Origin of the sequence: Pannonibacter carbonis, assembly GCF_003012935.1 — a bacterium.
Taxonomy (GTDB): Bacteria; Pseudomonadota; Alphaproteobacteria; order Rhizobiales; family Stappiaceae; genus Pannonibacter; species Pannonibacter carbonis.
In genome coordinates this window covers 30,860-51,561 of the sequence record NZ_PUDR01000022.1, presented here as the reverse complement: position 1 = coordinate 51,561, position 20,702 = coordinate 30,860, and the positions used below count along the sequence as shown (strand labels likewise).

Annotated in this window: 22 protein-coding genes and 1 riboswitch; of the genes, 12 read left to right on the top strand and 10 right to left on the bottom strand. The window is 61.6% G+C overall.

All coding sequences use genetic code 11. The annotated features are described in order from the left end of the window. Window positions 1-221: 221 nt before the first annotated feature. On the bottom strand, window positions 222-1,898 hold the full coding sequence (locus tag C8348_RS20900) for an electron transfer flavoprotein-ubiquinone oxidoreductase (protein ID WP_106755248.1): 1,677 nt from the start codon (window positions 1,896-1,898) through the stop codon (window positions 222-224). Window positions 1,899-2,346: 448 nt separating this feature from the next. Between C8348_RS20900 and C8348_RS20895 the strand changes: the two genes are divergently transcribed. The 4 genes from C8348_RS20895 to C8348_RS20880 all read left to right on the top strand — a co-directional run bounded on the left by C8348_RS20895 (window position 2,347) and on the right by C8348_RS20880 (window position 5,098). Continuing rightward, entirely contained in the window at window positions 2,347-3,255 is a 909-nt protein-coding gene (locus C8348_RS20895) for a uracil-DNA glycosylase (protein ID WP_106755247.1), read from the top strand. 100 nt (window positions 3,256-3,355) lie between these two features. Beyond that, on the top strand, window positions 3,356-3,955 hold the full coding sequence (locus C8348_RS20890) for a PilZ domain-containing protein (RefSeq protein ID WP_106755246.1): 600 nt from the start codon (window positions 3,356-3,358) through the stop codon (window positions 3,953-3,955). 84 nt (window positions 3,956-4,039) lie between these two features. Continuing rightward, the gene (locus C8348_RS20885; RefSeq protein WP_106755245.1) at window positions 4,040-4,891 is read left to right on the top strand and encodes a S49 family peptidase; all 852 of its coding nucleotides are present in this window, start codon (window positions 4,040-4,042) and stop codon (window positions 4,889-4,891) included. 21 nt (window positions 4,892-4,912) lie between these two features. Then, window positions 4,913-5,098 (top strand): hypothetical protein, encoded by a 186-nt coding sequence (locus C8348_RS20880; protein WP_106755244.1) that lies wholly within the window; start codon window positions 4,913-4,915, stop codon window positions 5,096-5,098. Between the two features lie 108 nt (window positions 5,099-5,206). On the opposite strand, the gene thiE is transcribed toward C8348_RS20880, so the two are convergent. The 3 genes from thiE to C8348_RS20865 form a co-directional block, all read right to left on the bottom strand. Next, the gene (gene thiE, locus C8348_RS20875) at window positions 5,207-5,848 is read right to left on the bottom strand and encodes a thiamine phosphate synthase (RefSeq protein WP_106755243.1); all 642 of its coding nucleotides are present in this window, start codon (window positions 5,846-5,848) and stop codon (window positions 5,207-5,209) included. Further along, window positions 5,835-6,638 (bottom strand): hydroxyethylthiazole kinase, encoded by an 804-nt coding sequence (gene thiM / locus C8348_RS20870; protein ID WP_106755242.1) that lies wholly within the window; start codon window positions 6,636-6,638, stop codon window positions 5,835-5,837. Before thiM ends, thiE begins: the two co-directional genes overlap by 14 nt. A gap of 173 nt (window positions 6,639-6,811) precedes the next feature. Further along, window positions 6,812-6,907, bottom strand: a riboswitch (TPP riboswitch). A gap of 68 nt (window positions 6,908-6,975) precedes the next feature. Then, a complete protein-coding gene (locus C8348_RS20865; protein ID WP_106755241.1) occupies window positions 6,976-7,365 on the bottom strand; it encodes a hypothetical protein in 390 nt (129 codons plus the stop codon). A gap of 299 nt (window positions 7,366-7,664) precedes the next feature. Between C8348_RS20865 and C8348_RS20860 the strand changes: the two genes are divergently transcribed. After that, the gene (locus C8348_RS20860; protein WP_198647173.1) at window positions 7,665-8,594 is read left to right on the top strand and encodes a glycine--tRNA ligase subunit alpha; all 930 of its coding nucleotides are present in this window, start codon (window positions 7,665-7,667) and stop codon (window positions 8,592-8,594) included. Between the two features lie 136 nt (window positions 8,595-8,730). On the opposite strand, the gene moaB is transcribed toward C8348_RS20860, so the two are convergent. After that, on the bottom strand, window positions 8,731-9,288 hold the full coding sequence (gene moaB, locus C8348_RS20855; protein WP_106755239.1) for a molybdenum cofactor biosynthesis protein B: 558 nt from the start codon (window positions 9,286-9,288) through the stop codon (window positions 8,731-8,733). Between the two features lie 258 nt (window positions 9,289-9,546). Here moaB and C8348_RS20850 point away from each other — a divergent pair, with 258 nt between their 5' ends. The 7 genes from C8348_RS20850 (at window position 9,547) to C8348_RS20820 (ending at window position 17,849) form a co-directional block, all read left to right on the top strand. Then, on the top strand, window positions 9,547-10,770 hold the full coding sequence (locus C8348_RS20850) for an aminotransferase-like domain-containing protein (RefSeq protein ID WP_106755238.1): 1,224 nt from the start codon (window positions 9,547-9,549) through the stop codon (window positions 10,768-10,770). Window positions 10,771-10,897: 127 nt separating this feature from the next. Then, window positions 10,898-11,761: a hypothetical protein gene (locus C8348_RS20845; RefSeq protein WP_157950495.1), complete on the top strand. Its 864-nt coding sequence runs from the start codon at window positions 10,898-10,900 to the stop codon at window positions 11,759-11,761. Window positions 11,762-11,773: 12 nt separating this feature from the next. Next, window positions 11,774-12,034 (top strand): hypothetical protein, encoded by a 261-nt coding sequence (locus C8348_RS20840; protein WP_106755236.1) that lies wholly within the window; start codon window positions 11,774-11,776, stop codon window positions 12,032-12,034. Between the two features lie 180 nt (window positions 12,035-12,214). Next, window positions 12,215-13,606, top strand: coding sequence for a hypothetical protein (locus C8348_RS20835; RefSeq protein WP_106755235.1), 1,392 nt, complete (start codon window positions 12,215-12,217; stop codon window positions 13,604-13,606). Window positions 13,607-13,669: 63 nt separating this feature from the next. After that, on the top strand, window positions 13,670-14,350 hold the full coding sequence (locus C8348_RS20830) for a ceramidase domain-containing protein (protein ID WP_106755234.1): 681 nt from the start codon (window positions 13,670-13,672) through the stop codon (window positions 14,348-14,350). Between the two features lie 143 nt (window positions 14,351-14,493). Next, a complete protein-coding gene (locus tag C8348_RS20825) occupies window positions 14,494-16,797 on the top strand; it encodes an NADP-dependent malic enzyme (protein WP_106755233.1) in 2,304 nt (767 codons plus the stop codon). A gap of 398 nt (window positions 16,798-17,195) precedes the next feature. Continuing rightward, on the top strand, window positions 17,196-17,849 hold the full coding sequence (locus tag C8348_RS20820; protein ID WP_106755232.1) for a ribonuclease HII: 654 nt from the start codon (window positions 17,196-17,198) through the stop codon (window positions 17,847-17,849). Window positions 17,850-17,936: 87 nt separating this feature from the next. On the opposite strand, the gene C8348_RS20815 is transcribed toward C8348_RS20820, so the two are convergent. From C8348_RS20815 to C8348_RS20795, 5 genes are all read right to left on the bottom strand, one after another. Next, window positions 17,937-18,416: a F0F1 ATP synthase subunit B family protein gene (locus C8348_RS20815; RefSeq protein ID WP_106755252.1), complete on the bottom strand. Its 480-nt coding sequence runs from the start codon at window positions 18,414-18,416 to the stop codon at window positions 17,937-17,939. 16 nt (window positions 18,417-18,432) lie between these two features. Beyond that, the gene (locus C8348_RS20810) at window positions 18,433-18,990 is read right to left on the bottom strand and encodes a F0F1 ATP synthase subunit B (protein WP_106755231.1); all 558 of its coding nucleotides are present in this window, start codon (window positions 18,988-18,990) and stop codon (window positions 18,433-18,435) included. An 80-nt stretch (window positions 18,991-19,070) separates the two neighbouring features. Beyond that, window positions 19,071-19,298 (bottom strand): F0F1 ATP synthase subunit C, encoded by a 228-nt coding sequence (locus C8348_RS20805; protein WP_106755230.1) that lies wholly within the window; start codon window positions 19,296-19,298, stop codon window positions 19,071-19,073. A 66-nt stretch (window positions 19,299-19,364) separates the two neighbouring features. After that, window positions 19,365-20,114 (bottom strand): F0F1 ATP synthase subunit A, encoded by a 750-nt coding sequence (locus tag C8348_RS20800; RefSeq protein WP_106755229.1) that lies wholly within the window; start codon window positions 20,112-20,114, stop codon window positions 19,365-19,367. 77 nt (window positions 20,115-20,191) lie between these two features. After that, window positions 20,192-20,614 (bottom strand): AtpZ/AtpI family protein, encoded by a 423-nt coding sequence (locus C8348_RS20795; RefSeq protein ID WP_106755228.1) that lies wholly within the window; start codon window positions 20,612-20,614, stop codon window positions 20,192-20,194. Window positions 20,615-20,702 lie beyond the last annotated feature (88 nt).

Genomic DNA, 20,702 nt, shown 5'->3' with positions numbered 1-20,702 from the left:
TACATCCTGCTGCGCATCGTCCATGCCACCCAGCGCGCAATCCCTCAGCCCCGCGCCTTTGCCCGCCTCCTGCGCCTCAACATCATGCACAAACGGCCAATCGACCACCTCAGCAAAGCCCCGCCAACCCCGCCAAATGACACAAGGCAGATGCAACTCCCAGGCCTACAAACTTAAACCGGACAGCAGTGCACGGGGGCGGGGATGACCGAGCGCAAGCCTCACATGTTCGGATAGTTCGGCCCGCCCGAGCCTTCCGGCACGGTCCAGGTGATGTTGCCGTTCGGGTCCTTGATGTCGCAGGTCTTGCAGTGGACGCAGTTCTGCGAATTGATCTGGAACCGCGGTGCGCCTTCGCCTTCCTCGATCCACTCGTACACGCCGGCCGGGCAGTACCTGTTGGACGGGCCGGCAAAGACGTCATGCTCCGACGCTTTCTGCAGCGCCAGGTCGCCCACCTTGAGGTGGATCGGCTGGTCTTCCTCGTGGTTGGTGTTCGACAGGAACACCGAGGACAGCTTGTCGAAGGAGATGACGCCATCCGGCTTCGGATAGTCGATCTTCTTGCAATCCTTGGCCGGCTTCAGGCTCTGCGCATCGGTCTTGCCGTGCTTCAGCGTGCCGAAGAAGGAGAAGCCGAACAGCTCGTTGGTCCACATGTCGAGCCCGCCGAGGCCGACGCCGAGGATGGTGCCGAAGCGCGACCACAGCGGCTTGACGTTGCGCACCTTCTTCAGGTCCGCGCCGATCTCGCTCTCGCGCCAGGCGGTGTCGAAATGCGTCAGCTCGCTGTTGGCCTCGCCACATCCGAGTGCAGCCATCACCTCCTCGGCGGCCAGCATGCCGGACAGCATGGCGTTGTGCGAGCCCTTGATGCGCGGCACGTTGACGAAACCGGCCGAGCAGCCGATCAGGAGGCCGCCGGGGAACGACAGCTTCGGCACCGACTGGTAGCCGCCTTCCGTGATGGCGCGGGCACCATAGGCGAGCCGCTTGCCGCCCTCGAAGGTCTCGCGGATCGCCGGATGCGTCTTGAAGCGCTGGAATTCCTCGAAGGGCGAGATGTAGGGGTTCTGGTAGTTGAGGTGCAGCACGAAGCCGACGGCCACCTGGTTGTCTTCCAGATGATACAGGAACGAGCCACCGCCGGTCTTCATGTCCAGCGGCCAGCCGAAGGAGTGCTGCACCAGGCCCAGCTTGTGCTTGGCCGGGTCGATCTGCCACAGTTCCTTGATGCCGATGCCGAATTTCGGCACGTCGCTGTCCCGGTCGAGGGCAAACTTCGAGATCAGCTGCTTGGCCAGCGAGCCGCGCACGCCTTCGCCGATCAGCACATATTTGCCGCGCAGCTCCATGCCGCGGGTGAAGTTGTGGTTCGGCTCGCCGTTGCGGCTGATGCCCATGTCGCCGGTGGCGACACCCACCACCTTGCCCTCGTCGTCATAGAGCACTTCGGCGGCGGCAAAGCCCGGGTAGATTTCCACGCCCAGCTCTTCCGCCTTGCCGGCGAGCCAGCGGCACACATTGCCCAGCGAGACAATGTAGTTGCCGTGGTTGTTCATCAGCTTCGGCATCAGGAAGTTCGGCAGGCGGATGCCGCCGGCAGGGCCGAGCAGGAGGAAATGGTCATCGGTGACGGCCGTCTTGATCGGCGTATCCTCGCTGCGCCAGTCCGGCAGCAGCTTGTCGAGCCCGATCGGGTCGATCACGGCGCCGGACAGGATATGCGCGCCGACTTCCGAGCCTTTTTCCAGCACGACAACGGACAGCTCTTCCCCCTTCTCTAGGGCGATCTGCTTCAGACGGATGGCGGCGGCAAGACCGGCGGGGCCGGCACCGACGATCACCACGTCGAAATCCATGCTTTCGCGCTCGGGCAGCTCCAGCATATCCGTCATTCGTGTTCTCCCTCCAGAGCAATTCCAGCAAAGGTGGCAACCGGCTTTGCGTCCGGAATTGCGATCAACAATCAGATTGGGCATTTCCGGCGGCTTCAACGTCGCCGGGAATGCCCTAGCGGTTGGCCCCTCGCGCAAGGGCCGCAGCGGACGGCGCCTCTTGTCCCGTCGTCCGCCGATATTCCACTCGTGTCTGACCTGTATTAGAGCAGGGGCTATCGCCTCGCAATTGCTCCTTTCAGGCAGCGTCGTGACCTAACGTTTACGTAAGCGTAAATCATATTTCCGGTTTGGTCGCAAGCATCGCATTGTCGCAGGCATCGGTCGAACGCAGCCATCCGCTGCCGAAAACCAGCCTGTCGGTGGACAATGGTGAAGACCGGGCTGGCCTGCGCGCAAACAGATCTCCAGCGGTTGTCTTTGGCTGGCGAGTGTCTAGATTGCCGGCATGATCGCATCCGACCCGACCGTCCTGACCGTACGCCACGTCGAAGCCTTGCTGGAGTTCCTGCAAGCCTCGGGCGTGGACGGCTTTGTGGATCTTGATCCGATCGATCGCTTTGCCCAGTCGGAACTGGAGGCCCGGCGGCCACCGGAGCCCCGGCCGCAGATGGCGACCATGTCCCCGGCTGTGCCGATGCAGCGCGGACCTGGGAATGCCCCGCCGTCGCCGCCGATGGTGCTTCCATCCTTGTCGAAGCCGCCGCAAACAGCTGCGCCAGTTCCAGCGGCAGCCGCTGTCATTCCGGGCGAGGATGCGGTGCGGGCGGCGCGGGAGACGGCGCGCGCCGCCGCGACCCTCGAGGATCTGCGGACAAGGCTTGCCGGTTTCCACGGCTGCAATCTGCATCTGACCGCCAAGACGCTGGTCTTTGCCGATGGCAATCCGGCGGCCCGCATCATGCTGGTCGGCGAGGCACCGGGCGCAGAGGAAGATGCGGCTGGCCTGCCCTTTGTCGGGCGCTCGGGCAAGTTGCTCGACCGCATGCTCGCAGCCATCGGACTGGACCGCTCGTCAGTTTATGTCACCAATGTCGTGCCCTGGCGCCCGCCTGGCAACCGGACACCAACGCCGCAGGAAATCGAGATTTGCCGTCCCTTCATCCTGCGACAGATCGAACTGGTGGATCCGGATGTGCTGGTATTGCTCGGCGGCGCTTCGGCCAAGGCTCTCACCGGGGCGAGTGAGCCAATCCGGAAGATGCGGGGCCGCTGGATGGACCATGACACGGGCCGCCGCAAGATCCGTGCGCTTACCACGTTTGATCCGGATTATCTTCTGCGCAGCCCCCTGGAAAAGCGCCTCGCCTGGCACGATTTCCTTGCTCTTCGTCAGGCGTTGACCGCCGGCACCTGATCCGGTTAAGCCGGTTGAGGCGTTGTGGCTTATCAACCTATACGGTTTGTTAAGCTAGGCTCTGGTACCCAAAGCACTGTCATTATTCAGGATTAGGCCGATGGGGTCGGGTGCTTTCTCGATTAATCGCAACGCTGCAACGTCAACTGCCGTGAAGCCGGCGGAACAGCCGGCGCCCGAAAAAGTCCTCGTCTTCGACGTCGACCGGCTGACCTGTATCGAGGCGGAGATGAGCAACGTCAGCCAGTGGGGCTGCCGCTTGACCTCTGCCAATATCACCCTGCTCGGCAAGTCGATTGGCATCCGGATTGGCAGTGATCCGCATTTGCGGGCGGCCACCGTGACATCAATCACCGGCCAGAATGCTGCCATTGTCTTCTCATTGCAGCAGGACACCGGCATCAGCCGCCGCGAGGAACCACGCCGCGCGGTCTCTCTGCCGATTGTCATCACCGATCGCGAAGGCAAGCTGCGCATCACGGGACGGATCATCGATGCCTCCAAGTCCGGTTGCCGCGTTTCGGCCGAAGGGCTGAACCGGCTGCCGGACGAGGTCATCATTCGCGTTCTGGGCATGCCGCGTGCCCTTGTCGGCCAGATCATGCGCCGCGAAGGCGATGAGGCCGGGGTGCGGCTGAACTGGGAAGCTGTCCGTGATCTTGCCATGCGCACCCAGAAGATGGCGCGCTCGGCCACCTGACGGGGATGACCGCCCGACCTTGTCTTGCGCTCCACAAGGCACCAGTTAGACACTCAGACAGACGTTTTTGTGGAGCCTTGCCTGATGTTTCAAATGCTTGCCGACAAGACCCGGGCGCTGCTCGGCCGCTCCGCGCCGGTCATCCCGGTTGTCCGCCTGCAAGGCGTCATCGACAATGGCGGGATTGCCCGGCCTGGCCTCAATCTGGCCAATGTCGCCCAGCCGCTCGAGCGGGCGTTCCGGATGAAGCAGGCCCCGGCGGTTGCGCTGGTGATCAACTCTCCGGGCGGTTCCCCGGTCCAGTCCCGTTTGATTGCAAAGCGCATCCGCGATCTGGCCGGGCTTCATGACAAGAAGGTCCTTGTCTTCGTCGAGGATGTGGCCGCATCCGGCGGCTACATGATCGCGGTGGCTGGCGACGAGATCATCGTCGATCCCTCGTCCATCGTCGGCTCGATTGGCGTGATCTTTGCGGGCTTCGGCATGACCGGTCTGATCGAGAAACTGGGCGTCGAGCGCCGCGTCTATACCGCTGGCAGCAACAAGTCGCAGCTCGATCCCTTCCGGCCGGAAAACGCAGAAGACATCGCCCATATCAAGACCCTGCAAGCCGAGATCCATGACGTGTTCATCGCTCTGGTGAAGGAGCGGCGTGGTGCCCGGCTCACGGATCATCCCGACCTGTTCACCGGTCAGTTCTGGACCGGCCGTTCGGCGGTCGCCCTGGGTCTTGCCGACCGGGAAGGAGACTTGCGCTCGGTACTGAAGGAAAAGTTCGGCGACAAGGCCGAGCCGCGCCTGATCAATCCGCCGCGCGGGTTCCTGGGGCGCCGCTCTGGTGGCGGCATTGCCGCTTCCCTCTTGCCGGCGACCTATGCCGATGATCTGATGGCCTCGGTCGAGGCGCGGGCCTTGTGGGCCCGTTACGGTCTGTGAGCCGGACAGGAGACAACTGACATGCCACCGCTGTGGGGATTGGCCCTCCTGGGCGCTGCCGGCTTTGCCGCGATGAAACTGGTGCGGCGCGAAATGAACCGCATCGAGGCGCGCCTGTCGGAAGCTGCCCTGCGATCAGAGGACGCGCCCGTCCGGCTCGAACGCGACCCCGCCACCGGCCGCTACCGCCCGCAAGGCGACGTGTAAACGGGCAGCGGAGCGAATTTGGCCGCTGATAAACCAGGATGCTCCGAGCCGTCCCGGCCTCGTGCCGTGACCTGATTCCAGAGCAAGCCCCCTTTTCCGGACCTTGATCTACTCGGCCGCCAGCACAGCCGTTTCGTCCCACGCGAGGCGCAACCGGCGTGCGGCCTCTTCCGGGTCGCCATCCGAAAGGATGGCGGACACCACAGCCATGCCGGATGCACCAGCCTTGCGCACGCCGGCCGCATCGCTGGCGGTCAACCCGCCAATCGCGACGGCGGGCAGTGGGATGGCGGCGCACAGCTGCGCCAGCCCCTCATATCCGATCGGGGCCGCGTGGTCCGGCTTCGTCCGGGTCGGATGCACGGGGCCGACGCCGACATAATCCACATCCGCCGGATCGAACCGGCCAAGGTGACCAGGCTCGGACACAGAGACGCCAATGATGGCGTTCGGTCCGAGCATCTGCCGCGCCTCGGCCGGGGTCATGTCGCGGGTGCCGATGTGCACGCCGGCCGCACCGATCATCCGGGCCACTTCCACCCGGTCATTCAGCAGCAACGGGACACGCAGCGGATCAAGCCGCGCCTTCAGCCTGCGGGCGAAGTCTGCCACCACCGCATGCGGGGCGGTCTTGTCGCGCAGCTGCACCAGGCTCACCCCGCCGTGCACGGCGGCGATCACATCGTCTTCCAGGCCAGGACGCCGGACTTCGTCGGTCACGAGATACAGGGACAGGTCAAAGCGGCGCATTGGCAAACTCCACATGAGCAAGGTCATCCAGCTGGGACGGCGTCAGCTCGTTGAGGGCATTCAGGAAACCGGTGGCGAAGCTTCCCGGCAGGGGATAGGCCTCGCCAGCCTTCTGCCCGGCGACTGCGTAATAGGCGAGGGCTGCGACTGTTGCGTGAAAGCGATCCTCGGCGGTTCCTGCAAAGGCCGCCACAACACCGGTGAGCGCACAGCCGAGTGCAGTGACCTGCGTCATCAGCGCTGTACCGTTGTTGACCCGGGCCAGCCGCCGCCCATCCGTCACCAGATCGACAGGTCCGGTCATGGCAACGATCCCCTTTGTCGCCCTCGCCAGTGCGATGGCTGCCGGCTCGGCGATGGCAACATCATCGCCGCTGTCCGGTCCCCGGGATGCGCTCTCCCGGCCTGCCAGCGCGAGGATTTCCGAGGCATTGCCCTTGATCAGAACGCCCGGCACCAGACGCGCGAGCCGTGTGTTGATCTCGCGGCGATAGGTGGTTGCACCGGCTGCCACCGGATCAAGCACAAGTGGAATGCCGCGCTGCCCGGCAACCAGCGCAGCGGCCTCCATGGCCGCCACCCAGTCGGGTTCTGGTGTGCCGGTGTTCAGTGTCAGGGCCTGCGCAAGGCCAGCAAACTCTGCGGCCTCTTCCCGGGCATGCACCATGGCTGGCACAGCCCCGGCCGCAAGCAACACATTGGCCATGGTCTGCATGGCCACAAAATTGGTGATGTTCTGCACCAGCGGACGCCGCGCCCGCATGGCGGCAAGGTGATAGCCGCACGTCATTCCTCGTCCTCACGGCAAGCGGGTCTCTTGACGGCGGAAAGGCGCGTGCAGCATGCCATGTGTCCCGACCTGACAGCGAACGCCAGTCCGCTCACCGAAAGAACACGGTCGGCACCCGTTCGGTCTGAACGTGTTCTGTGTGCCCGTGTACAGTTTGCACGTGTTCTGTTTGCAAGGTGCTGCAAACGACTTCCTCCGCCGGCATGACCCGGTTCAGGTTCAAAGGGTTCATCTCAGCCCCCGGTTGTGGGGCGCCCCTGTCGCAAGCAGAATTATAGGCGGGGATCAGCAGCAGCGCAAGGGGCTTGTCCTTGCGCTGCTGCTGGGGTCGTTCGATTCAGTGGATGAATTCCAGCGGGCGGAAACATTCCCGCTCGTTGACGATGAGGCCATTCGGCCACTGGATCCAGCGATCCTGGCAACGTTCGCTTTCGCGGATCGGGATCGGCTTGCGCGGTTTGCGGGGTTCGCGGTTCGGCACATGCGTCACCACGTGGGTGCGCGGGCCGGATGTCGCTGCCTGCCGGTCCATGCAGCTGCGCGACGCGCAGATGATCGGCGCGCTGTCCGGGTTGCCGCTGTCATTGGTGCCGGACGAACTCGATCCGGAAAACGATGACGTGTTGCCGTTCGGATTGTTGCTGCTTTGGCTTTGCGCGGCGGCGAGGCCGGCACTTGCGATCAGGGTGGCGGTTGCAATGACTGTCAAAATGGATGTGCGGATCATGGTCTTCTCCTCTGGGTGCGGGTTCCTCACCCGCCGGTCCGGCCAATTGAAAAGCGCCGGTAATGTGAGGGTGACGTAACGTCGCCTCATGCGATAGAGGGGGCAGGGCCTGAAGCCGACAAGGTGTGATCCGCACCACGTTTGTTCGGCCGTTTTCGTCAAAAAACGTGGCTCTCACCGCCGCCCTTGACCTCGCCAGCCGCCCGTGGCACCTGTCCGGCCAAATATCTGCGGCTTTGGCCGCCCCTCCTTTCGCAATCGGGAACCGCCCCATGTCGAACGAAGCCATCCCGGCCCACATGCGCCCTGAGAACTCCTTCCAGGGTCTGATCCTGACCCTGCAGCGTTACTGGGCGGATCAGGGCTGCGTCGTGCTGCAGCCCTATGACATGGAAGTCGGCGCCGGTACGTTCCATCCGGCCACCACGCTGCGCTCGCTCGGGCCCCGACCCTGGAAGGCGGCCTATGTCCAGCCTTCGCGCCGCCCCTCCGATGGCCGCTATGGCGAAAACCCGAACCGCCTGCAGCACTATTACCAGTTCCAGGTGATCCTGAAGCCGTCGCCGGAAAACCTGCAGCAGCTCTACCTCAACAGCCTCTATGCCATCGGTCTCGACCCGACGCTGCATGACGTGCGCTTCGTCGAGGACGACTGGGAAAGCCCGACCCTGGGTGCCTGGGGCCTTGGCTGGGAATGCTGGTGCGACGGCATGGAAGTGTCGCAGTTCACCTACTTCCAGCAGGTCGCCGGCTTCGAGTGCTCGCCGGTCTCGGGCGAACTTACCTATGGCCTCGAGCGTCTGGCCATGTACATCCAGGGCGTCGATAACGTCTACGACCTGAACTACAACGGCCGCGAAGGTGCCGAGAAGATCACCTATGGCGACGTCTTCCTGCAGGCCGAGCAGGAGTATTCCCGCCACAATTTCGAACACGCCGACACCGAGCTCCTGTTCCGCCACTTCCGCGACGCCGAGGAAGAGTGCCGCCGCCTTCTGGCTGCTGGTGCTGCGGCCCGCGATGCGATCGGCGCGGATGTGCACCAGATGGTGCTGCCGGCCTACGACCAGTGCATCAAGGCCAGCCACGCCTTCAACCTGCTGGACGCGCGCGGCGTGATTTCGGTCACCGAACGCCAGAGCTACATCCTGCGCGTCCGTGAACTGGCCAAAGCCTGCGGCGCCGCCTTCCTCGAAACCCGCGCCGGCGGCATCGGCTACGAAGGCTGATTTCTGGCGCTCGGGGCGGGGCCATGCTCTCCGTGGTCATCCCCGCCCTGTGCCACTGCCGGATGGATCCCCGCATGAAGCGGGGATGACCGAAGCGTAATGGGAATAACTGCGAGGCGAAGCCGTCAACAGCCGCTCACGCCTGGCGCAGTTTGCCGCGTTTCAGGTGTTCGTCGAGGCGGGGCATGATTTCCACGAAATTGCAGGGCATGTGGCGGTAATCGAGCTGCCACTTGAGGATGCCGTCCCAGGCGTCCTTGCAGGCACCGGGCGACCCCGGCAGCACGAAGATGTAGGTCGCACCCGCAACCCCGCCCGTGGCGCGGGACTGGATCGTCGAGGTGCCGATCTTGTCGTAGGAAATACGGTGGAACACCTCGGAGAAGCCGTCCATCCGCTTCTCGAACAAGGGCTCGATCGCCTCGGGGGTGACATCGCGGCCGGTAAAGCCCGTGCCGCCGGTCGAGATGATGACGTCGACGCCCTCTGCCGCAATCCACTCCCGGACGGCAGCCCTGATTTCCTCCACTTCGTCCCGGACAATGCGGCGGTCCGCCAGATGATGCCCGACGCCAGTCAGACGCTCGACCAGCGTCGTGCCCGAGCGGTCGCCTTCAAAGTCGCGCGTGTCGGACACGGTCAGCACCGCGATGTTGAGAGGGACAAAGGGACGGCTTTCATCAATGCGGTTCATGGGGGCACACTCCCGGCGGGTCATGATCCAGAGATAGGCCAGCCGGCGCAACAACGCCAGTGCGCCAAGCGGCGCAGTGCCATGTCAGGATCAAACCGGAAGGCGACCGAAAATTACCAACAGTCACTGCCCAGGGATTTTTTGCGTCTTTTAGGTCAGCAATATTGACGCATCCTTGCGCCTGTGGTTCTGTCTCACTGGCCGGCACCGACACCACACCAGGCGCCGCTGAAAACAATAAATGGACCGAGAACCCTCATGCTGAACTGGGAGCACATCTTCGCCACGCGCGCGACCCGTATGCGCGCATCCGAAATCCGCGAGCTCCTGAAGCTCCTCGACCGGCCGGAGATCATCTCCTTTGCTGGCGGCATCCCGGACCCGGCGCTGTTTCCCGCCCAGGTATTTGCAGACGCCTACACCAAGGTCCTGACGGGACCGTCCGCCGGAACGGCGCTGCAATATGCCGTCAGCGAGGGCAATCTGGCCCTGCGCACCTGGCTGGCCAGCTACATGGCCGGCCTTGGCGTGACCTGTGACGCCTCGAACATCATCATCACCTCCGGCTCGCAGCAGGCGCTGGACTATATCGGCAAGCTGTTCCTGTCGCCGGGCGACACCGCGCTGGTCAACTGGCCGACCTATCTTGGCGCGCTGCAGGCGTTCAACGCCTATGAGCCGCGCTACGACCGGCTGATCCCGCTGGGCAACCGCCCGGCCGAGGACTTCGCCACTGCGGCAAGGGACGCTGGCGGCGAAGTTAAATTCGCCTATGCCTCGGCTGACTTCGCCAACCCGACCGGCGAGACGCTGGACCGGGCAACGCGCGAGAAGATCCTCGACCTCGCCGACACGCTGGACATTGCCGTCATCGAGGACGCGGCCTACCAGTCGCTGCGCTATGACGGCGAGGCGATCCCGCCGATGCTGGCGCTGGATATCGCCCGCAAGGGACACATCAACGACACCCGCGTGCTGTACTGCGGCTCCTTCTCCAAGACCCTGTCGCCGGGCCTGCGCGTGGGCTGGATCTGCGCCGCCGCACCGGTGATCTCGAAGATCGTGCTGCTGAAACAGGCCGCTGACCTCAACACCTCCACCATCAACCAGATGGTGCTGGCCGATGTGGCCGAGACCTATTTCGACACCCAGGTGGCGACGATCAAGGCGGCCTATCGCGCCCGCCGCGATGCCATGCTGAAGGCCCTGGCCACCCACATGCCGGCGGGCTGCAGCTGGTCGAAGCCGGATGGCGGCATGTTTGTCTGGGTGACCGTGCCGGAAGGCCTCGATGGCGCGGCGCTGCTCGCCCGCTCGCTGGAAAGCGTGAAGGTCGCCTTCGTGCCCGGCCGCGCCTTCTTTGCCGATGGCTCGGGCGGCAACACCCTGCGCCTCAGCTTCTCCTGTGCCAACGAAGCGCAGATCGAGGAAGGCATCTCGCGCCTCGGCAAGCTGCTCAAGGAAGCCATCGCCGGGCTTTGAAAACGCCGGGAAGCTCTCGCGTCAAGAAATATGATTATTTTACTCATATTTCTTGACGCCACAGATAACTCGCGCAATGATGGCTGCGATCGGAGATCACAACCCCGCAATCAACCGGAGCGCCGCCGTGTCGAAGATTGAGCAGCGGACATTTCTGATTTTTCTGGCTCTGGCCATTTTCGTGGTGGCCTCGGCCGTGACAAGCCTTGGGCTAGGCGCTTTCTTCCGCTTCGGCTTCCCGATGATGGGCTATTTCGTCGACGGGATCCGCGAAAGCGGCGCACTCAATGTGCCGCGCATGGCGCATAGCGGAAAGGTCTATGAGTTCAAACTGCAAGGCGAAGTGTTCCGTGTGCCTGAGACCTACCTCGCGACGATCCTTCTGGAAAGTGATCTCGTCCCGGGGGAACTGTCGTCAGGCTTCACAATGATTGGAACTGCTCCGGAATTTTCACCCAAAACAGCCGAGAACATTTCTCTGTTTTCCGGTTCCGGACAAACAGTCGTCACTGTAAGTGTAGATCGCGCCTGTTACCCTAAGGGTATCGGAAACCCATCATGCGTACCCTCCCAAATTATTGAGGGACAACATCTATTGTACAGAACCCTTCGAAATAACCAACTCAAGAGAGTGGATTATAGCGGCTTCATACCGGATGGTTATGTCGTTTCGACTGCAGTTTATAGGCCTGCAACACCAATCAACCCAGACGACGACTACCTCGAAGTCCTCATGCAGTCAGGCATTACCGGAAATGACCCTCGCCTTCTGAGATGCACCTTTATAGGCAAACAGAAGCATGGTGCATGCACTGTAACTTTCTTGTTAAAGAATAAATACTTAATAGACGTCCAGTTTCCTTCCAAATTCATAGGTCTTATTTCCGTTATTCAGCAGAAAGCAATCGACAAAATTGTTTTCTTCACAGTAGAGCAAACCCAGCCACTGCCAGGTGCGGAGATCATTCGCTTTCCTCAAGTCAACAGGTAGTGGAGACCAATCATGGGAAATTTCAGCCGACAGGACCTCGACCAACTTGCAGACTATGCCCAGCAGGGCAACCTGACCGCATACTACACCTTGATCCAGTCAAAGGGCGATCCGTATGGCGGGCTGGCACTTGGCGTTGTCCAGAACAACACGTTTTCGGGAATTACCGCCCGAAATTACGCCGAAACGTTTCACAGGGATAAGACAGGAGGCACTTTGGATGACGCCACGTGGCATAGCATTTCGATTTCACTGATGAATCGCGACCTTTGAGCGCGACAGGCGCTATTCCAACATACAGGGAACGCTACGCTCGACTACGCAATTATACAGCAATATCATAACGATGTATTTACGGCAAATAATGTCGACGTCAACGCTTGGACTCCGAATATAGCATTGAACCGCAGCGCAAATCCGGGACACACTTGGCAAAACATTCTGAACCACGGAATGATGTCAATTGATAATTACTGGAATTTCATTCTTGAGCTGAACCATTATGCAGCCCAGGACTGGCAGTCGCAAGGCTACAACTTCCGTGGCCAGGATGCAGCCTGGATGTCTGCAAATATGTCAGCCACCTTCGAACTCAGCGTGTTGCTTTCCCCAGCGTTTCTTGCTGAAACCGCGCGCGAGTACGGGTTAGCAAACGCCAGTTCACCAAGCCTCGAACTGTTCGAGTTCATCGCGAGGAACAAGGATTACCTCGTTCCCCATATCCGGGACCTCGCCGACTTGTCCTTGCTTCAGTCTTTTGACAGCATTTCAAATGCAGTCGACAACTGGATGTCAATACATACGATAAATACACCTTGGACAACCCACGATGCAGGCGGAGGGCGAAGCCTTGCACCTGGTGTGTCCGAGCTCACGTTCCGCAATTATGTCGGAAAAGTACTCTTCATTGGCGATCAGTGTCATAACATTGTCTCCCGGCTGGACAGCGCTCAGAATCACTATGTTCAAAAGTCTAGCGACGGAGGATTTATCGTTACTTCATTCAAAAGTACGTCAAATAAAAACTCTGGCGGAACCACCGAGTTGCCCACACTAGTCATACAAGCCGGCGATGCAATTCTTGAGATATATGGAGAGTATTTTCTTGCAGTCTATGATCCATTGGTCATTGATCTTGCGGGGGACGGCATTGACACAATCAGCCTTTCTAAGAGCAATGCGTCATTTGATCTCTTCGCAGTACGTGGCCTTGAAGGTAAGCACGGATGGATCGGACCGAATGACGCGTTTCTTGCGCTCGACTTGAACAAAAATGGCACGATCGATCATGTAAATGAACTCTTCGGGAACTCGTCGACATTCGGATATCACGCGCTTGCTAGCTACGACGACAATAACGACAATTTAATCAACAGTGATGATTCAATATTTGATCAATTACTGATTTGGACTGATATCAACTCAGACGGGATTTCTCAAGCTGAAGAAATCTCCAATCTTACCTCATCTGCCATTTCTGCGTTAAGCTTAAACTACACACCCGGTGGATCAGTTAACAACGGCAACAGGATATTCGCCTCAAGTTCCGTATACATGAATGACGGCACATCGACATCTATGTACGACGTCGGTTTGCGAGTTGATATCAACAGCATCAAAACAAATGGACGTCCTGATAATTTCGACTTCTCCAGTCAATCCGGTCAATACATCATCGATTATTTTGAACCCACTCTGGATAAAATGGTTCTTTCCTCACAAAAAACCTATCTCTTATCAAGTGAAAAGCTCGGACAAACAAAAATTGTTTCCACCGACGGCTCTATAACTTTATCCATACTCAGTAACGAAACATTTACAATTGACGACGTTGTCTTTATTTGACCGTATCCGTGACACCTGAGAGTGATTTTTTGGAGCTAAGCCGGTGCCTATTGGCTATGACGGATGAACTGGACCGAGAGCCTTGATCAGTATTGCGAGCGGCTTGATGCCTCGTTCTGGGCCGAGCCGCTCAATGCCGTGACCAATGCGGCATTCCTTGTGGCGGCGGCGCTGGCGCTGCGGATCTGGCTGCAGCGGGCCCCAAGGGACTGGAGCGCGCTGGCGCTCATCGGCGTGGTGACGGCAACCGGGATCGGATCCTTCCTGTTCCACACCTATGCCAACCGCTGGTCACTGCTGGCGGATGTGATCCCCATCGCCATTTTCATCCACCTCTACCTGTTTCTCGCCCTGCGCCGCTTCGTCGGTGCCGGAGCGGTTGTCGCCGGTGGCACGACAGCGCTGTTTCTCGTCGCATCGCCCTTCATCGGCCGGCTGGCCGCGCCGCTGGTCGGATCATCGGCCGGGTATCTGCCGGCGCTGGCGGCGATTTTCGTAGTCGGAGCGCTGTGCCTTCGGCGCAGCCGGGACACGGCACTCGGCCTTCTAGCGACCGGCGCGCTGTTCACCCTGTCGCTGACCTTCCGCACGCTGGACGGCCCGGCCTGCAGTGCCCTGCCCTTCGGCACGCATTTTCTCTGGCACGTGTGCAACGCCGGCGTCCTGTTCCTGCTGATGTGGCTGTACATGCGGGCGGTGCCGGCAGAAGACGCAGGCAAGACGCATGGCGCTGCAACGGCTTAGGACAGACCGGTTCATGCCCTTTCCTGAGGTTCCGTTTGCGAAGAGGCTGGTCTAAGGTCTAAAGGATTGCTCCCGCGATGCCGTTACGCCATGGCTTGCGGGTGATGTTCAGGCAGGGCGAACCTGCCGCAGCGAGAGGCACCATGAGCGATACCAAGAAGGCCGGATCCGACCTCACCGAGGCCGCACTCTATTTCCACTCCCATCCGCGTCCGGGCAAGCTGGAGATCAAGCCGACCAAGCCGCTGGGCAACCAGCGCGACCTGGCGCTGGCCTATTCACCGGGTGTTGCTGCTCCCTGCCTTGAAATCGCCCGCGACCCCTCGACGGCTGCGCTCTACACCTCCCGCGCCAACCTTGTCGGCGTGATTTCCAACGGCACGGCGGTGCTGGGCCTTGGCGCCATCGGGCCGCTCGCCTCCAAACCGGTGATGGAAGGCAAGGCCGTCCTGTTCAAGAAATTCGCCGGCATCGACGTGTTCGACATTGAAGTGGACGAGCTGGACGTCGACCGCTTCGTGGACGCGGTTGCCGCGCTCGAGCCGACCTTCGGCGGCATCAACCTGGAAGACATCAAGGCGCCCGAGTGCTTCCAGATCGAAGCCAAGCTGCGCGAGCGGATGAACATTCCGGTGTTCCACGACGACCAGCACGGCACGGCGATCATCGTCGGTGCGGCGGTGAAGAATGCACTGGAGCTGGCCGGCAAGCCGATCGGCACCGTCAAGGTGGTGGCGTCCGGTGCGGGCGCGGCCGCGCTCGCCTGCCTCAACCTGCTGGTTTCGCTCGGCGTGAAGCGCGAGAATGTGTGGATCTCGGACATCGAGGGCGTGGTCTACGAGGGCCGCGAGGTCCTGATGGACCCGTGGAAGTCGATCTACGCCCAGAACACCGACAAGCGCACGCTTGGCGAGATCATCGAGGGCGCAGATGTGTTCCTCGGCCTGTCGGCCGCCGGCGTGCTGAAGCCGGAGATGGTGGCCAAGATGGCGCCGCGCCCGCTGATCCTGGCGCTTGCCAACCCCAATCCGGAAATCCTGCCCGAGGACGCACTCGGCGTCCGCGACGACGTGATGATGTGCACCGGGCGCTCGGATTATCCGAATCAGGTGAACAACGTTCTCTGCTTCCCCTACATCTTCCGCGGCGCGCTGGACGTTGGTGCGACGACGATCAACGAAGAAATGAAGCACGCCGCCGTGGCGGCCATCGCCGGCCTTGCCAAGGAAGAGCCCTCGGACGTGGCGGCGCGGGCCTATGGCGGGGCAAGCGAGAATTTCGGGCCGAAGTACCTGATCCCCTCGCCCTTCGACCAGCGTCTGATCCTGCGCATTGCGCCGGCGGTGGCCCGCGCGGCGATGGAAACCGGCGTTGCAACGCGGCCGATCGCGGATTTCGAAGCCTATCAGGACGTGCTGAACCGCTTCGTGTTCCGCTCTGGCCTCGTCATGAAGCCGATCATCCAGGCGGCCATGCGCGAGCCCAAGCGCATCATCTATGCCGAAGGCGAGGATGAGCGCGTGCTGCGGGCCGCGCAAGTGCTGATCGAGGACAAGGTGGCCGTGCCGATCCTCGTCGGGCGTCCGGACGTGCTGCAGGCGCGCTGCGAGCGCTTCGGCCTGAAGATCCGCCCCGGTGTCGACTTCGAATTCGTCAACCCGCAGGATGATCCGCGCTACCGCGACTATGTCGAGGAATATTTCGCCTGCGTTGGCCGCAAGGGCGTGCCGCATGATGCCGCGCGCACCATCGTGCGCACCAACTCTACCGTGATCGCGGCGCTGGCCGTGCGGCGCGGCGATGCGGATGCGGCCATCTGTGGCCTGGAAGGACGCTACATCCGGCATTTGCGCGACATCCGCCAGATCATCGGCGTGCGCGAGGGCGTGGCGGACCTGTCAGCCCTTTCCCTGCTGATCAATGACCGGGGCGCCCTGTTCCTGACCGACACCTTTGTCACCACAGATCCTTGCGCGAAAGAAATCGCCGAGATGGCGACGCTGGCAGCCGAGGAAATCCGCCGCTTCGGTATTGAGCCGAAAGTGGCGCTGCTGGCCGCGTCGAACTTCGGATCGCGGGAACTCGGATCGGGCGAAAAGATGCGCGCCGCGCTCGAGATCCTGTGGCAACGCTGCCCGGACCTCGAGGTGGACGGCGAGATGCATGGTGATTCGGCCCTGTCTGCGGCCCTGCGCCAGCGCGTGATGCCGAACAGCCGCCTGAAAGGCGAAGCGAACCTGCTGGTCTTCCCCGGACTGGATGCAGCCAACATTGCGCTCAACCTCCTCAAGGTGGCGACCGATGCGCTGCATGTCGGACCGATCCTGCTCGGCACCGCCAAGCCTGCGCATATTCTGACGCCGTCCGTGACCTCGCGCGGCGTGGTCAACATGTCGGCATTGGCCGTGGTGGAAGCGCAGAAGAAGACGCAGAACGAGGTCGAGTGACACAGGCCCTCAGTCCCCCTCCCCCTTGTGGGGCGGGCCGGGGTGGGGGGCTTCACGTTTCTACGACAGAGATGGGCGCGGGAGCTTTGGACATACGTCCAGCAGGGCGTTGTTGAGGACTTCAACAGGCCCGTGGCAGTCCACCGGATCGCAGCCCTCTCCCCCTTGAGGGGGAGAGGGCTGCGTCAGCAGAAAGAGGGGGGTGTAGCGGTTCGTTTCAACGCGGCCTCTCTGCTGAAAGGGTCAGGCTGTTTACCCCCCTCTGCCCCCTACCGGGGGCATCTCCCCCTCAAGGGGGGAGAGGGTTTGAGGCTTTGCCAATTGAACGTCTTGGCGGCAGCGCGCGATCAGACCGGGCCGCATCGCTGTAACCGCTGGTTAGTGCCGGATCCGACCGAATGAAAACCCGAGGCCTCTTTGACCTGCCCTTTGGTGACGCGCTGGATGCGAAGGCCGAAGCGCGGATGGCGGGGCGGCTGGACGGGTTGCTTGCCGGGGTGGACGAGGCCGGGCGCGGGCCGTGGGCAGGTCCCGTGGTGACGGCGGCGGTGATCCTCGACTATGCGCGGCTGCCGCACGGGTTGAACGATTCCAAGAAGCTTACCGAGGCGAAGCGTGAGGCGCTGTTCGAGGAGATTTGCGCCAGTGCCTGGGTGAGCTTTGCCAGCGCGTCTGCCGCAACCATCGACCGGATCAACATTCGGGCGGCGACACTCGGCGCAATGCGGCGGTCCGTGCAGGGCCTCGCCCTGCAGCCGCGGCATGTGGTGGTCGACGGGCGCGATGTGCCGCCGGGGCTCGGGATCGATGGCCAGGCCCTGATCAAGGGCGATGCCCGCTGTCTTGCCGTTTCGGCGGCCTCGATCGTGGCAAAGGTGGTCCGGGACAGGATGATGGTTGCCGCGGATGCGGAGTATCCGGGCTATGAATTTGCCGTGCACAAGGGCTATGGCGTGCCGGCGCATATGGCGGCCTTGCAACGTCTCGGGCCCTGCCCTTTGCACCGCATGTCGTTCAAGCCTATTGCTGCGCTGCTGCAGGACGAGCGCTGAGCGCAGGCAGATATTCGCCAGATACTCACCCGAAAAACAAAAAAGCGGCCACAAGGGCCGCTTTTTCAGACTGGGTAGCCAGTTGTCTCAGTTGAGACCCGACTTGACCTCTTCGATGCTCTTGGCAAGCAATGTGTCGGAAATCTTGTCCGATACTTTGGCCTTGAGCAGCGTCTCCGCAGCCGCTACGGCGAGATCAGCAGCCTTGGCCTTGACCTCGGCAATTGCCTGGACTTCGGCCTGGCCGATCTTGTCCTCGGCAATCTTGCTACGGCGAGCGATCATTTCCTCGAGCGCACGCGTGGTTTCAACGGTCAGTTGCTCGGCTTCGGCGCGGGCTTCGGCGACAATCGCCTCTGCTTCTGCTTCAGCTTCATGCCGGCGACGCTGATACTCGGACATCAGAGCCTGCGCTTCCTCGCGAAGCTTGCGGGCTTCCTCGAGTTCACGGCGGATGTCGTCCGCACGCTTGTCGAGAGCTCCGGCAATCTTGCCCGGAACGCCGACCTTGATGATCAGCACGAAGAAAAGAATGAGGCCAACGAGAGCCCAGAACGATGCATCCATCATAGACCGGGTTCCCTTAGTTCATCGCACCCTTGACCGCCTGATCCACTTCGGACTTCGACGGGGTGACACCGATGAGAGCCTCGACAAGCGCCGAGGAGGTTTCGCTGGCGATCTCGCCAACCTGGGCCAGGGCGCTGCTCTTGATCTGGCCGATGCGGGCTTCCGCGTCAGACAGCTTGGCGGCGATACCGGCTTCGGCGGTCTCACGCTTGGCGTCGGTTTCGGCCTTCAGCTTGTCGCGCGTATCCTGGGCGATGGAGCGGGCACGACCACGGGCTTCGGCCAGCGCCTGCTCATAGGCAGCGATGGCTTCATCGGTTTCCCGCTTCAGCCGGTCGGCTTCGGCAAGGTCACCGGCGATGCGGTCACGACGATCCTCAAGGATACCGGCGATGCGTGGCAGGGCCACGTTCTTCATTACCCAGTAAAGGATAACGAAGGTGATCGCCAGCCACACGAGCTGAGAGACAAAATGGGTCGGGTCGAACGGCGGGAAACCGGCCCCGTGTTCGGTTGCCGGGATGTCCATGAGCTGAACATGTCCAGCAGTCGCAGTGGTTTCGCCTGCCATTATCGCCTCCAAGTATCGAACAGCGGCGCAATTGCGCCGCCGTCGATCTTAACTGTACCAATACGTCGGGTTGCGACGGATCAGACGGCGAACAGCAGCAGCAGGGCGATCAGCAGCGAGAAGATGCCCAGAGCTTCGGTCACGGCGAAGCCGAACACCAGACGACCAAACTGGCCATCAGCGGCGGACGGGTTGCGCAGGGCGCCCGAGAGGTAGTTACCGAAAATGGTGCCGAGAGCGATAGCAGCACCACCCATGCCAAGGCAGGCGATACCAGCACCGATGAACTTTGCAGCTTCTGCTTCCATGACAAGTACTCCTAGTTGACTGTTGTCAGCTTGTTCAGGCGGCCAGGGGCCACGTGATGGGTGGGTTTAGTGGGACGGGTGAAGCGCGTCGTTGAGATACATGCAGGTCAGGACCGTGAAGACATAGGCCTGCAGGAACGCGACGAGGAACTCCAGGGCCGTCAGCGCCACCGTCATTCCAAGCGGAAGGACGGCCCCGAAGATGCCAACCGTTCCGGCGGCACTCAGGGTGACGACGAAACCGGCAAACACTTTCAGGGTGATGTGACCAGCCAGCATGTTCGCGAACAGACGAACGGAGAGGCTGATCGGGCGAGACAGGAAAGAGATGACTTCAATCGGCGCCACAATCGGAATGAGGGCAGCCGGGACGCCAGCCGGAACGAAGAGATGCAGGAAGTGCAACCCGTGCCGGGCGAAGCCATAGATGGTAACCGTCAGGATCACGACCATCGCAAGGGCGAAGGTGACGATGATCTGGCTGGTGACCGTGTAGAAGTAGGGGAACATGCCGAACAGGTTCGCCACAAGGACGAACATGAACAGCGAGAACACCAGCGGGAAAAAGCGCATGCCTTCCGTACCCGCCGAGCTTCGCAGAAGTCCGGCAACAAATTCGTAGCTGAGTTCTGCCAACGACTGCCAGCGGGTCGGAACCAGACCACGGCTGGAGGAGGAGAAGATCAGGAATGCCGAGGCCGCAAGGACCGTCAGCACCATGAACAGCGACGCATTGGTGAAAGACAGGTCAACACCACCGACTTCGATCGGCACGAGAGTCTTGATGTGGAACTGATGGATCGGATCGTTCGCCACCGGTCTACCTTCGCCGTTAATCGTTCATGAGCGCAGTCTGCGCGGGCTCTTAATCGTCGCGCCGTGAACGCGTCAAGTCACTTGTCGTTAGATTCCGGACCGGACCCACGGCTTTCGCCTTTTTTCTGCGCTGCGGCACGCTGGCCTGGCTGTCCCTGCTCTGCGACCAATCCGGCCGAGCGCATGACATTCAAGACACCAGCAACGAATCCCAGGAGAAGAAAGACGATCAACCCGAATGGCGACGTCCCGACCCAGTGATCCAGCAGCCACCCCATCATCGCACCGACCGCGATGCCTGCCACGAACTCCGAAGAGAGTTGCATGGCCTGGCCAATCCCGGCCCCTGTGCTGCCCGACTGCTTGGCCTCAGCGCGTTGTTCGCTGCGGCGGCGCTCGTCGAGCTTCTGGGTCAGCTTGTCCCGTCGCGCAGACAGGTCGGCTTCAGAAAGGTCCCGTCCGGTGCCGTTGTCTCCACCGGGCTCAGACGACTGGTTCATAAGTGCCCCACATCCAGCCCTGATTTCAACGGCTCCCGAGACCCCCTCAAGCCGCGCGCACAATAGTCGGCACCCGGCGGACTGTCAA